At 42.8% G+C, this 11,771-nt stretch carries 17 protein-coding genes; 8 read left to right on the top strand and 9 right to left on the bottom strand.

Annotated elements, in window-relative coordinates; genetic code table 11:
- Window positions 1–85 precede the first annotated feature (85 nt).
- From QT990_RS34345 to QT990_RS34305, 9 genes are all read right to left on the bottom strand, one after another.
- Window positions 86–1,099 (bottom strand): sulfate/molybdate ABC transporter ATP-binding protein, encoded by a 1,014-nt coding sequence (locus tag QT990_RS34345; protein WP_333148188.1) that lies wholly within the window; start codon window positions 1,097–1,099, stop codon window positions 86–88.
- 166 nt (window positions 1,100–1,265) lie between these two features.
- Complete coding sequence (locus QT990_RS34340; protein ID WP_333148190.1) at window positions 1,266–1,700, bottom strand: hypothetical protein; 435 nt, start codon at window positions 1,698–1,700, stop codon at window positions 1,266–1,268.
- A gap of 65 nt (window positions 1,701–1,765) precedes the next feature.
- A complete protein-coding gene (locus QT990_RS34335) occupies window positions 1,766–2,140 on the bottom strand; it encodes a hypothetical protein (protein ID WP_333148192.1) in 375 nt (124 codons plus the stop codon).
- A gap of 226 nt (window positions 2,141–2,366) precedes the next feature.
- A complete protein-coding gene (locus QT990_RS34330; RefSeq protein ID WP_333148195.1) occupies window positions 2,367–2,603 on the bottom strand; it encodes a hypothetical protein in 237 nt (78 codons plus the stop codon).
- The gene (locus QT990_RS34325; RefSeq protein ID WP_333148198.1) at window positions 2,597–2,920 is read right to left on the bottom strand and encodes a hypothetical protein; all 324 of its coding nucleotides are present in this window, start codon (window positions 2,918–2,920) and stop codon (window positions 2,597–2,599) included. Before QT990_RS34325 ends, QT990_RS34330 begins: the two co-directional genes overlap by 7 nt.
- 317 nt (window positions 2,921–3,237) lie before the next feature.
- Entirely contained in the window at window positions 3,238–4,446 is a 1,209-nt protein-coding gene (locus tag QT990_RS34320) for a hypothetical protein (protein ID WP_333148200.1), read from the bottom strand.
- Window positions 4,443–5,210 carry a hypothetical protein gene (locus QT990_RS34315; protein ID WP_333148202.1) on the bottom strand — a complete coding sequence of 256 codons (768 nt, stop codon included), beginning with the start codon at window positions 5,208–5,210 and terminating at the stop codon, window positions 4,443–4,445. The genes QT990_RS34320 and QT990_RS34315 overlap by 4 nt, the downstream gene beginning before the upstream one ends.
- A 171-nt stretch (window positions 5,211–5,381) precedes the next feature.
- Window positions 5,382–6,095 (bottom strand): hypothetical protein, encoded by a 714-nt coding sequence (locus tag QT990_RS34310; RefSeq protein WP_333466335.1) that lies wholly within the window; start codon window positions 6,093–6,095, stop codon window positions 5,382–5,384.
- Between the two features lie 211 nt (window positions 6,096–6,306).
- Window positions 6,307–7,236, bottom strand: a complete 930-nt coding sequence (locus tag QT990_RS34305; RefSeq protein WP_333148018.1) for a hypothetical protein — start codon at window positions 7,234–7,236, stop codon at window positions 6,307–6,309.
- Window positions 7,237–7,379: 143 nt separating this feature from the next.
- Between QT990_RS34305 and QT990_RS34300 the strand changes: the two genes are divergently transcribed.
- The 8 genes from QT990_RS34300 (at window position 7,380) to QT990_RS34265 (ending at window position 11,719) form a co-directional block, all read left to right on the top strand.
- Window positions 7,380–7,955, top strand: a complete 576-nt coding sequence (locus tag QT990_RS34300) for a hypothetical protein (RefSeq protein ID WP_333148020.1) — start codon at window positions 7,380–7,382, stop codon at window positions 7,953–7,955.
- Between the two features lie 3 nt (window positions 7,956–7,958).
- Window positions 7,959–8,336 carry a hypothetical protein gene (locus QT990_RS34295; protein ID WP_333148022.1) on the top strand — a complete coding sequence of 126 codons (378 nt, stop codon included), beginning with the start codon at window positions 7,959–7,961 and terminating at the stop codon, window positions 8,334–8,336.
- Between the two features lies 1 nt (window position 8,337).
- On the top strand, window positions 8,338–8,661 hold the full coding sequence (locus tag QT990_RS34290; protein ID WP_333148024.1) for a hypothetical protein: 324 nt from the start codon (window positions 8,338–8,340) through the stop codon (window positions 8,659–8,661).
- The gene (locus QT990_RS34285; protein ID WP_333148026.1) at window positions 8,654–8,845 is read left to right on the top strand and encodes a hypothetical protein; all 192 of its coding nucleotides are present in this window, start codon (window positions 8,654–8,656) and stop codon (window positions 8,843–8,845) included. The genes QT990_RS34290 and QT990_RS34285 overlap by 8 nt, the downstream gene beginning before the upstream one ends.
- A 72-nt stretch (window positions 8,846–8,917) precedes the next feature.
- Window positions 8,918–9,406: a hypothetical protein gene (locus QT990_RS34280; protein WP_333148028.1), complete on the top strand. Its 489-nt coding sequence runs from the start codon at window positions 8,918–8,920 to the stop codon at window positions 9,404–9,406.
- Window positions 9,407–9,410: 4 nt separating this feature from the next.
- The gene (locus QT990_RS34275; RefSeq protein ID WP_333148030.1) at window positions 9,411–10,376 is read left to right on the top strand and encodes a hypothetical protein; all 966 of its coding nucleotides are present in this window, start codon (window positions 9,411–9,413) and stop codon (window positions 10,374–10,376) included.
- A gap of 74 nt (window positions 10,377–10,450) precedes the next feature.
- Window positions 10,451–11,443, top strand: a complete 993-nt coding sequence (locus tag QT990_RS34270; protein WP_333148032.1) for a hypothetical protein — start codon at window positions 10,451–10,453, stop codon at window positions 11,441–11,443.
- Between the two features lie 75 nt (window positions 11,444–11,518).
- Complete coding sequence (locus QT990_RS34265; protein WP_333466334.1) at window positions 11,519–11,719, top strand: hypothetical protein; 201 nt, start codon at window positions 11,519–11,521, stop codon at window positions 11,717–11,719.
- Window positions 11,720–11,771 lie beyond the last annotated feature (52 nt).

The raw sequence follows: 11,771 nt of genomic DNA, 5'->3' as shown, positions 1-11,771 counted from the left end.
TGGGATGGGCGTCCCGCCCGTCCAGAAAGGGCGGGCGGGACGCCCAACCCACTTTCAAGAGTGTAAATTATTTAATTAGCGATCCTTAGATGGAATAAAAAAGTGGAAAGGACTTGGCATCTTTCGGCTTTACGAACACTCTTTGCTGGGGCTGCAAGTTCAAGCTATCGAATCTTTCTCTAGTCAAATTAGCGTTTACTACTTGACCGTCATCTAAGGTTAATTCTACCTGAATTTCCCATCCCAAATGAATCAAGCGACTGATTCTGGCAGGCACTGTTGCACTATTTTCTGTAGTTTCAATTACTACGTCGTGAGGGCGCAAGAAAATCTCTGGGTTGGCGGAGTCAAAGCCGTTGTCTTGAAACATTCTTGAACTGCTAGGCAATACATTGACTGGACCGATAAAACTCATTACGAAAGCACTCGCTGGATTGTCGTAAATTTCTGCTGGTGTGCCTACTTGTTCGATTTTACCTTTATTCATTACTGTAATGCGATCGGCAACTTCCATCGCTTCTTCTTGATCGTGCGTCACAAAGACTGTGGTAACGTGAACTTCGTCGTGCAGTCGCCGCAACCAAGCGCGCAAATCTTTGCGAACTTTGGCATCGAGAGCTCCAAAAGGTTCGTCTAGCAGTAACACTTTCGGTTCCACAGCCAGGGCTCTGGCGAGGGCCACCCGCTGCCGCTGGCCTCCTGAAAGTTGCGACGGGTATCTATCGCCCAATCCTGCCAATTGCACTAAATTCAACAATTCTTCTACCCGCGATTTGACTTTCGCGGGCGGTGTTTTCTGAATTTGCATCCCGAAAGCGATGTTTTTTCGCACTGTCATGTGCTTGAATAGCGCGTAGTGCTGAAACACGAACCCAATTTTGCGGTCTTGGACGCTAGTATTGGTCGCATCTTGGCCTGTCAGCCAGATTTTGCCAGAGTCGGGCATTTCTAAACCGGCAATCAGCCGCAGCAGTGTAGACTTGCCGGAACCAGACGGGCCCAGCAATGCGACTAGGGAACCCGATTCAATTTTTAAGCTGACTCGATCGAGTGCTTGGAAACTGCCAAACTGTTTTGATACGTTTTCTACAACTATCATTTAATTACGATTTTCCAATACTTTCAGCCTTTACGTACCTGATTTCTATCACTACTCTAGCAAAACAGTCATTTTAGGGGCCTTTTGGGCCTCATTTTTGGCTGTTCACCTGTCCCAGTGTCTCCTACATGACACTCGCTTACAAGCAAGCTCTTCTATCAATCTTCTACCTTGCACCCATAGGCGATATTTGCGATCGCGCTTCCTCTAATTCCCGCTTTACCGCTTCATACTTGCCCTCAAGCTCATTATGATTGGCTTGGAGCATATTGATTTGAAATTGGGCGTCCGCTAAAGCTTCTTCAGGAGTAAAGCCGTAGATTTTGGCATCGGCGATCGCGTCAGTCACGCTATGCGTATGTTGTGATTGTAGGCTTTCGGCTTCTGACCGGGACGGTATTGGGTTAAGCATCCCGTCATGACTAACGCAACCCTGCTTAATTAACTCGATAAATTTATCCACCGCTACACTCATGTTGCCCGTCATCCGAAGCAGTTTGACTGTTTCCGGCTTAAGCGTTAGTGTCACCCGTATTGCACCCGTACCTTTTTTATTTACACCAGGTTTTAGGTTGGTTAAACTTTTTGGGTTAATTTTCATTGTTTCTCTAGTGTATTTTCTGGAGTAGCCCCCTACTGTAGGGGGCTACTTGTAAAAATGCCAGCTTAGACTAGCAGGTCAAAGATGTTGGCTAAGTTTTTAGGTTTTTGGATACCAACAGTCGATTGGAGTTTGGCTACCTTCTCTTTCAGTACCTGTAATTGAAGCTCAACAGCATCAAGCCTACTTTCTATCGTCTCCGTCTCACCGGTATTACTTTCGCTAACTTCTGCGAGTAAATTGTTTAACTCGGTCAAAAAGCTTACCTTGAAAGCATTTAGGTCGAACTGAGAATCTCTTTCGATTAATTCGTTAACCCTTTCGGCGACACAAAGTAAATATTTGTTGATAGCCTTGATAGCTATTTCATTACTTATTGTTCTGGGTAGATACCGCGCGTACTCAGACTCTGTGTATTCAAACGTAGGTAATTTTTCCATTGGTTTTGTTGGGTAGTTTAGGTAAGGCTAGTTTAACGTCATTGCGGACGGTATCAGATCAAAAGGGTAACAGCGCCAAGTTTTTGAAGGTATAACCATTTTTCCTTTGTACCCCTTGAACGTTGTCAGCAATTCCTGATTGTGCGATAGCGCCCAAAAAGATCGATTTTCCTCGCGACCGATAGCCGTTAGTGTTGCACCATTCCTTCATGGCAGTTGCTGACTGTTACCAGTCAATAAGGTTTTCGGTTTCAATGGTAGGTAAAGTATTAGCCGTATCTGACAAAATATTATTATCATTTGACCTGTGACGCTCAAATTCATTGTTTGTCACCGCAATCCCTATTTCCAGTAGCCATCTACAAGTGTGAGAAATAGTAGGAAAACTTTTGGCAACAGTTAGCTGCTTTATTTTTTCCATCATCTCGCTTGATAATCGAGCGTGAATTTCATTTTTTACCATTCATCCTCCTTTAGCTCAAAGTTTGTCAGTTCTAGCAGTTCCCGGAAAGCGTCGGTATTGGTTACCCCAAAAGTTTGACTAAGTAGTAAGTCAAGGAATAACAAATTGCGATGAACGTCAACAATCGTGACGTTACTCACAAAAGAAATTGGCACGTCGCTATATTTTTTTAGGGGCGTGGCTGTAATCAACGCTTCGCGTAGTTTTTGTTGTGCCAGTTTAAGACTTTGAATTACTTCCCTTGTGTTAGCTGATATTTCGCACAAGGTGTCGCAATATTTTTCGATTTGATAGTATCTTTCGTCGTTGTAGTTCATGGTTTTTCTAGTCTCTCTGTGTGTATTTCTGGGAGTAGCCCCCTACAGTAGGGGGCTACTTATAAAAATGCCAACTCAAACTAACCGATTAAGTTGACTGCGTAACTGGGCCAGCCTAAATATTTGTTTTTGACAAGTCTTAAGCAAGTCAACTGCTAACGTCAGGTTTAGTTTTAGGAACCTTGCTTGTGAAGTAGGGATTAAGCTATTGACTTCTTCCAAGGTGTCAATCAAATTAGCAAAGTTATTGCAAAATTTCCGATCTTTTGTTACCCTCTCTACCTCTTCTATCCAATCACGCGTTGTTCTTTTGGTTCTCATTTTTTGACAAATACATAGACGTACTTCCCTCTTTTTGACATTACTCTCCATCCCAGAGCTCGGATATCGAACTGTAGTTGATCGGGCTTAATGCGCGGAATAAGCCCGGACTCTGCGTGAGAATCTATCCTTTGCTTTAAGGCTTTAGGGTCTACTTCAATTAGTATCGATTTGGGGCTTGTTTCCCATTCTGACGTCGGGATACCCGAAAGCTCGCTTAAAGTCTCAGCGAGAATTACTTCGTAAATGCCCTCCTTTGATTTTTTTCTGAATTCAAAGTAACCCTCGAAAAAGTCAAAGGCTTCACCAAGTTCACCCCAAACGCCTGTACACAACCCTGCAACAATAACATCGGAAACAAGTTTCCAAGACTGTTTTGAGTAGCTAGCTGGAAAATTGCTTTTTACTCTGAGCTGGCATTCATGGTGCAACTCCCAGTTAGGGGGAGTGTCGTTCCAGTAAATGCTTAACTCTTTTTTTAGAGAGTTGATAGCCAAAGTATCAGGGTTAATCAATTGGTCTAAATTCTGCTTTGGCTCGAACTTGACGGTTATTAATCTCCGTCGTATTTCAGGGCTATCGATACGCCAAACAGTTGTAAACACTTTTGGACAGAATACGTAAAATGGAATATTTTGCCCTTTACCGTTGCTGATACTTTGCTTATCCGTGTACCTGTCGTACCCGTTGAGAAGGGCCGTTAATACGTCCCGTTCATCAAAGAATTCTTTGTCAGCATTGTCGAGCAAATAAAAGCAGTTTTTCTCAATCGAGAAGGTAGATGGATCGGCCCATCTAATTTGATTGATGTCATTTTTGATACTTGCAGCCGTTGATCGGGCGTTAAGGGTACTGCCTGTTACGCGGGAAAATATTTTGATACACTCCGACTTTCCTGAGCCCGGCTCCCCCCTTAGTTCTAGTATTGGAAGGATGTCGGACAAGGCGCTCGGTAAACTCGCATAAGCAGCAAGTAATGGATAAACGATATCGGGCACAGGGATTGCTATCGTCATCCGAAAAAGGTTTTCTAGTTTTCTTCCTATCGTTTCACCTTCAATCGGAATTTTGTTGCTATCGTCTTGCTTTAACCTTTTAAGCCTCGCATATTTTCCGATGTCTAGTTCATTGTCAACAGGCTCACCATCTTCTATTGGATTGACTAAAGCTTGCCTTACTTTTTCGGGTAAATCTTTGATACTCATTGCCACATTCTCACGATTAAATCGATAGATTTAGCCAGCGCTAGTTGGTCACTAGTAGAGTCAGCGTTACTAGGGACATGGGTTAGTAATATCCCTAACTCATGCAATGTGGCGATAGACGAATAATCCCGTCCGAGATGTCGTTTAAGAAACTCAAAACGTGCTTCTAACTTTTCAGTTTCGGTCTCTGCCTTTTGGTAGGTTTTACCACTACCGCTAAAGCTGCTAGAAGTAATAGCAGTCAACACCCCTTTATCGATTTCTGTCAAGTCAGTATTCGCCTTTACTGCGACAACAATTGTGTTTTTTACCTTAGCCTCCCAGTAGGCGATTGTTGTCGCATCTAAATCGGGTTTTTTGGTTTCCTCTAAAAATTGAGGATTAACGTAGGGCGCAATAACTGCTGAAACACAATCACTGTCAATACTTTCCAAGACATCCTTAGCAAAACCGTAAAGGTAGTTTTCGCTTGATTCGACTTCCTTGTCCTCAAACTTTCTCGTTTCATTGTTCCAAGTAGGTTTTTTCGTCTTCCAAAAACTTACGATAACTTTTTGCATTCCGTCAACTTTCCAAGCCTTATCCTTTGAATTTTCTATTCCAATAGATTCACTGTGCAGCAAGCCGTAAAAATGAACTGCTTTATCATCGACACTGTAGTAAGCTTCAGCAAATATGATGCGATCGTGTATCGTTGTCTTGTCAGCCTGAATAAACAGTCGATTTGGTTTGTTTTCCTTACCTTCGTAAAAATTGATAGCCATTGGTATGTTGTTAGGGGTACTGGCGGACGTGTTGGCATTTTTACAAGTAGCCCCCTACTGTAGGGGGCTACTCTAGGAAATGCACACAAAAAAAGAGAAAGCTAGCTTCACACTATGCAGATGATGTGACTCTAGCTTTTTTACTTGTGACCTTACCGATCGGATACCAGCCTAAAACTCAACTAACAATTCATTAAGCTCTTGGCGGGTAGGTGGGAACTGTCCACCCCGTTCGTAGTGGGTAAGCAACCGACTGTAGGTGATGCCCGACTTCAAGTCCCCAAAGTGTTTGGCATAGGCGTAAAGCCCTAACTCTTGTGCTTCTAGTACCATTGCCAGCTTGTCCTTTGGGGCGGTTCGCCGTTCGACTACCTTGTAGTGTTGCGTCATCCTCACCGGTTCCGGTAGTGGCTCATATGCCTTTTTTGCGATCGCTTCGAGGCACGTTAGTACCCGCAGCACCTCGGTAGTTGCTGGCATCCAACAGGCCAGCTTAAGTACGGCCCGTGGGGGCAACAGGTAGTTGAGGTGGGGTTTTCCTATCCAGCAGATACCGAGTACGGGTTCCGAGTGTTCAATGAAGGTTTCGGGACAACTGAACAAGCCATCCCCTACCAGTTGTGGTTCAAAGTTGCGGATTAGGCGATCGGTAGTTTTTGGCTCAACGCCATAAAGGGCATCTACCTGTTCCGGTAATAGCACGGGAGCCTGGTAGTAGTACAACCACGGCTTAACGCCAGTACCGATATCAATGCAGGCGAAAGCCTCGGTGTGGCGGATACCATCAAACACGGCGTCTCGATACCAACGGAGTGCAAGGGGCTTATCCCACGAATAGTTAAGACAAGTCGATCGTGGGGCACGCGAAGCGGACTGTTGTGACATAATAATAAAGCCAAAGGCTCTGATACAGCCAGAAGCAAATGCCCCGAAAGTGTTAGTACCACCGTAGGGGCCTTCTGTTACTTACGACGATCGCACCAAAACTCACTTCACGTCAACCCTTAAAATCAGTCATATTCAGTCTATTTTTACAAGTAGCCCCCTACAGTAGGGGGCTACTCTAGGAAATGCACACAGATACTAGCAAATACTCTCATTTATAAAGTACGATATTTTTTTTAACCAAAGGGATAGGTTTGTTCAGTAAAGGTAGTTTAAGTACGGCCCGGTCAAACTCGCAATCAGCCAATGGCCGACGTTCATCTGGTTTCACTTTTTCCCCTACCACAATTATTTCCTTAGTCTGTTTTGCGTACTTCGTAGCAGACGTGCTCACACTCTCATTGAAGCCGTCTTTGTCGGGTAGCGCGTCAAATATTTTCAGTATTGCCGTAAATAAAGCTATCCCATCCTCCTTGTTCCTCACATAGGCATATCCTTCTAAGCCTTGTAAGCGAGCAATTTGACCACTATATGATAGACACTCTTTGCCTTTCTTCCAGATATACTTGGTGTCACCAAAAATAGTTTTGATTTTATTAGCCCAATCTTTGATGTCCGCAGGTGTCACGAGTTTTGCGAGTTTGGTTTGAGCGATTTTCGGATCGTCAGTAAAGCCCGCGCATCGTATCCACTTAACCCCTACTTTTTTATCAGGACTAACGAAATAAAGCTCAATTAGTGGAAAGCCTCGCAGTGGCGGTTTGCTACCTTTACCAGATACAGCACCAGCACCAGTACCTTGTTGGTATCCGATAGCAGTGATGTGGTGGATGATATCGCGGGTAGTACCCGAAAGTATGTAACTGGTAGTTAGGTCTTTTTCGTCTGGGAAAAATTCAAACACTTTACCTGTACCGATTCCCCTTGGGGTGATATCGAGATATTTGGGTGTCACCCAACTTTCTTTCCGAAAGTTAGTTACAGCTTGATTGCGTAATGGAAAACCCTTGCGGTACTCTTTCCACCATTCATCAAAATCAATACCACCGCTGGCGATTAGTTCGTTTATCGCAAAAAGCAGGGAGGGTTCCCCTTTGTTGCTGTCGAGAGTGAGACGTTTAGTGGTAGGTTTAGTGGTCACATTTAAAAATAGTAAACAATCATGCGTTGATTTTAGCTCAAAAAAAACTGTGTAAACCTATAGGGGTTCAACATAGCTTCTGGATCAAAAATAAGTTGTTTTGCGAGCTATATTAAAAAATAAGTATTTTAGGAGAAATGGTTATGGGTAGATTAGCTTTTTTAGTTGGTTACAAGGGACAAGACCCAAGCGAAAAACCTACTGATGCAACACTAGAAAGTTTAATTGGAACTTTTACGTGCACTTCTCGTGTTGCGGGTTTTCTTGGCATTGTAGACAAGCAATACGTACCGTCAGGCGAAGCTAACCGGGACAGAAAGGGTTACACAAAATCCGTACTTAATGCCGCAGGAGTAGCTACTGATGTCGTAGTACCTGCGGGTAAAATTAGTTACACACCAGACGCAAGCGCGAGGGCTAGAACAGTAATACTAAAAACGGGCGCATTAGCAAAAAAAACAAAACGTACTGTCTCGTTAACTTTTCCTAGTGCAATGACTGTTGCACAAATCGGAGAAGCGCTTGCCGAATATATTCCGGATGGAAAGGTTCAGCGAACTGGCACCGCTCCTAGTGCAACTGAAATTTATCCCCAGTACACCATTAAAGGCGGTAGAACCTATCCACTACCTTTAAGCGCAACTGCGGAAACGTCTACCAGTGTAGACGCGCCTAGCACTACCGCAGAACAAGCAGCTTTGTTGGCTAAAGCTAAGTAATAAATGAATTTCACATTCAATCAGGATTCGTGGAATCAAATTTGGGGGTTAAACTCAATACCTCCAGACGACAATAAGTACACTCGCGTTACTTGCCCTGTTTTACTATCCACCCCCGCTGTGGCGATAATGTTTTCTTTACCGGGTGCTGTCATCGATCCTTGGCGGTGGGGTGGATACCTTAGCAGAGAAGTAAATAGTGGTTTAATCGTAGGGGGGAGCAATGACGCCAAGTTTGATAATTCATTTAAAATCTACGTGAACAGGTTGCAAATAATCACTTACCCCCAAATAGTCAACAATTATACCTTAATTTTTGATGCTAATTACAGTGGCAATGTTTCACTGTTTGCGTGGGAGTATACAGGAGGAATAAATTGAGGTGACAACAAAAGAATTATTAGAAATAATCATTCTAATTATTGGTGGCGGTGGGGGAGCAGCAACGGCTGGTTTTGCTTTTGCGATGAGCAAGTACAGTACCCGGTTAGAAAACTTGTCCCTTCAAGTTGAAAAACACAATTTCAGTTACGGTCGAAAGATGCAACAGAATATCGATAATTTGGTTGTCGAACTAGGGATACTCAAGTGTGATATTCGGGATATTAAAGGGGTGCTCATGCGCGATGGAGTGTTACACGATCGAGCGGGCTTTCCGAATGAAAATATCCCTTCTCGCACCGATTGGACAATAGAAGATGCTTGAGATTGACAGGTACGCTTACCGATTTTTGATGTTCTCGCTTTGCACAAGCGCGGTAGGGGTTACGTTTGGGGCTTTATCGATCGGGCTAAAAGCAGCGGGTGATGCACCCGTAAACCTGACGACGCTGGCAACTACCCTGTTCGGTTTTGCGATCGCACTTGCAACCAAGGTCAAAGGAAGTTAGTTGGTTTCTTAGTGCATTTCCTAGAGTAGCCCCCTACTGTAGGGGGCTACTTGTAAAAATGAAGGTAAAAACATGGCAACAGTGACGCCGGGATACAATTCAACAATAAATGCGACGACTATCGAGGGGCAATTGTGGCAGTTGGTACACTTAATTAACAGTGCCGAAAAAGGCTTAACCGCCCAAAAACTCAATATAACCAAAAGTGACGAACAGATTTTAGAAGGGGATTTTACGATGCCCGGTACCGTGACCTTTGAGGAGTATAGTGGCATCTTTACTGACAAGGCTGCACCTTACTTGTCAACACTCACTTTTGAACCTGGTAGTGGTGGAACGATAAAAGGTACAACCTTGAGTCAATATTTTATTGATGTGGTTCAATACATAGTCTATTGGCAAAATCAATCAGCTAAAAACCCTAACAATCTAACTAACTGTACGTTAAAGTTCGACTACAATTCCCTTGAATATTCGGGTAGTATAACCTTGCCTTACACGTCCGTGATAGGGGTAAACGGCACAATTACCGAAACTGCAACAGAATGGTTGCTAACTTAAAAATATGGCTGAAAGTAAAATCTGGGGAGTAACGATTGAAGATAGCGCTCTCGCTTTTTCGACTGAAGGGATAAACCCTGGTAAATGGTTGAAAGAGTCAGCTAGTGAAGCGATTTCCGTTATCAAAAAAGGGGTTCAAACGGTTGTTGAATTTGGGAAAAGAATATGGGAAGGGGGAAAGGAATTACTGGGAGCGATCGCACGTGGGGATTGGGAATTGTTTGGTCAATGGCTCAGGGATGATCCGCTAGGGTTTTTAGCTGGAGGTGCTGCGGTAGCTGTCGCAGGATGGTTTATTGGTAGTGTCACTGGTTTGACAGCTATTGCCAGCGGTGGCATCGCATCTATGTGGGGTGCTTTAGGCAGTATCAAGCTTGGGGGAGTAGCGCTTGGGGCTATGCTCCCTACCCTGCAGCAAGCAATCGTGGGAACAACCAACACAGTCCTCAACGTTGACTGGATAAAGTCTGATAACGCTATCCTTGCAGAACTAAAAGCTGTTCATCTGTCGTTTATGAATACGTTCGGAGAGTCTGTTGGGCGGTTACTTGTAGGGATGTTTCTCGGTGGAGGAAAAGGCAATCCTAAGTTAAAAATAAATATTACTGGTGCAGCAGCAATATCTATTCAAGCGGAGCAAGATACCGGAAACAGTATTACTGAAGAATTGATTGACGAACTTTCAAACCTAGCTAACGTATTTATTCGATATGCGCGTAATCTTGCAGCAAAAGTAGGGTACATGAATTTACGGAAATATGCACGGGAAAATATCCGTACTGGTAATAAAGCAATTGACAGTAAGATTGCTAATTGGGGGTTGCAAGACGGTCAATCCTTTGTTATCAATCAAAAAATTGACGACAAAATTGAAAAAATTACTGAGACTAACGCTGAATTAGGTAACTTTCTTGAAGGCTTCAAAGAAGGGGCTTTGGATGGATTCAACGAATTCGTTGTAACAACCTAGTATCTGCCAGCATTTTTACAAGTAGCCCCCTACAGTAGGGGGCTACTCTAGGAAATACACACCAAAACAAACCAATGGGCATCAAAACACGTACTTTTCCGATTTCTGTTAAACCTACTACTACAACAGCCATTACAGAAGTATTCCATCTCAGGGGTATGACTATCGACCCCGATGATGAACTGGGAATATATTTAGAGGCTATCTACTGCAATGGTTCACTTGCTTCATTTCAATTGTTCCGTTTCCCCGATTTTGACGGAGATGAAACAGAAGCCGAAAAGTTAAGTAAGTTTACGACTGCGGAAAATGCTTCCCAAAAATTTGGTTTAAAACTCCTTACCCGAAAAACAGGTGAAACGGGATGGAGAGAAAAAGCTGAAATTATTATGGTAAATCGGGGACGTAAGGATTACTTTGACTTGCTCAATCCCTACCTAAGTAAACAAGCGGTACGCATCTTAGAGCAAAATGATGAAATAGCTATTCAACTTGTAGATTATGGATACGGACTCTTAAAAGATAATGATTTTTTAGAATTAGAGTTTGCAATTAGAATTGAAAGCGAAAAAAAAAATAACGAGATAGAACAACTAAGGCTCGATTTAGAAACAATTAAATTAGCAATTGACGGTAGATTGACGGAATTACCAGCCAATACCTTATTGGGACGCGATGCAACTACGGGTACGGTACAGCAGATACCTCAATCTCGGTTCGCCAAACCAGCGGATATTGACACCGCAATATTCAACTTAATCGGTAGCGCGCCGGAAACATTAAATACTTTAGATGAGTTAGCACAAGCATTGTCGGATGATGCTAATTTTGCGGTATCAATATTCAATCAGATAGCTTTACGATTAGTTGCCGATAATAATCTATCTGACTTAAACAACAGGCAAACCGCATTAAATAATATATCTGGCGGAATTACTTCTGGTAATTTTTTAAGAGGAAATGGCAATAACATTTTATTGTCCAATATTCAAGCAAGTGACATTCCAACCTTAAACCAAAACACTACTGGAACTTCTAGTAATATTACCAGGGTAAACGCATCTTAACTGGAACCCAAAATATGCTACAGTTAAATCCGACTAAATTTCAATGTAGTTTGTTGTAGTTTATGGGTGCTACCAATGGCAAGAGGTTTTAGTAAAGCTGTAATTTCCCAACAAAAACAAACAGATTCATGGCATTCAATGAATATTTTAAATGCCAGTTTTTTAGAGCATTTTGCCAATTTGAAAGACCCCAGAATAGAAAGAAGTAAAGAACACTTACTCAAAGATATTATAGCGATTGCGATTCTAGCTACAGCATATTCCATGTATATATGATACACTGTATTTAGTACATAAGCGAAAAAAATGAAACCTTATTCGATCGAGT

Source organism: Microcoleus sp. T3_B1 (genome assembly GCF_036700445.1).
In the GTDB taxonomy this organism is placed as follows: domain Bacteria; phylum Cyanobacteriota; class Cyanobacteriia; order Cyanobacteriales; family Microcoleaceae; genus Microcoleus.
The sequence above is the reverse complement of the archived record's forward strand: the minus strand, read 5'-3'. Positions and strand labels throughout refer to the sequence as shown.

Coding starts and splice junctions, on each gene's coding strand:
- QT990_RS34345 (WP_333148188.1), bottom strand. CDS start 1,099: ATGATAGTTGTAGAAAACGTATCAAAACAGTTTGGCAGTTTCCAAGCA.
- QT990_RS34340 (WP_333148190.1), bottom strand. CDS start 1,700: ATGAAAATTAACCCAAAAAGTTTAACCAACCTAAAACCTGGTGTAAAT.
- QT990_RS34335 (WP_333148192.1), bottom strand. CDS start 2,140: ATGGAAAAATTACCTACGTTTGAATACACAGAGTCTGAGTACGCGCGG.
- QT990_RS34330 (WP_333148195.1), bottom strand. CDS start 2,603: ATGGTAAAAAATGAAATTCACGCTCGATTATCAAGCGAGATGATGGAA.
- QT990_RS34325 (WP_333148198.1), bottom strand. CDS start 2,920: ATGAACTACAACGACGAAAGATACTATCAAATCGAAAAATATTGCGAC.
- QT990_RS34320 (WP_333148200.1), bottom strand. CDS start 4,446: ATGAGTATCAAAGATTTACCCGAAAAAGTAAGGCAAGCTTTAGTCAAT.
- QT990_RS34315 (WP_333148202.1), bottom strand. CDS start 5,210: ATGGCTATCAATTTTTACGAAGGTAAGGAAAACAAACCAAATCGACTG.
- QT990_RS34310 (WP_333466335.1), bottom strand. CDS start 6,095: ATGTCACAACAGTCCGCTTCGCGTGCCCCACGATCGACTTGTCTTAAC.
- QT990_RS34300 (WP_333148020.1), top strand. CDS start 7,380: ATGGGTAGATTAGCTTTTTTAGTTGGTTACAAGGGACAAGACCCAAGC.
- QT990_RS34295 (WP_333148022.1), top strand. CDS start 7,959: ATGAATTTCACATTCAATCAGGATTCGTGGAATCAAATTTGGGGGTTA.
- QT990_RS34285 (WP_333148026.1), top strand. CDS start 8,654: ATGCTTGAGATTGACAGGTACGCTTACCGATTTTTGATGTTCTCGCTT.
- QT990_RS34280 (WP_333148028.1), top strand. CDS start 8,918: ATGGCAACAGTGACGCCGGGATACAATTCAACAATAAATGCGACGACT.
- QT990_RS34275 (WP_333148030.1), top strand. CDS start 9,411: ATGGCTGAAAGTAAAATCTGGGGAGTAACGATTGAAGATAGCGCTCTC.
- QT990_RS34270 (WP_333148032.1), top strand. CDS start 10,451: ATGGGCATCAAAACACGTACTTTTCCGATTTCTGTTAAACCTACTACT.
- QT990_RS34265 (WP_333466334.1), top strand. CDS start 11,519: ATGGCAAGAGGTTTTAGTAAAGCTGTAATTTCCCAACAAAAACAAACA.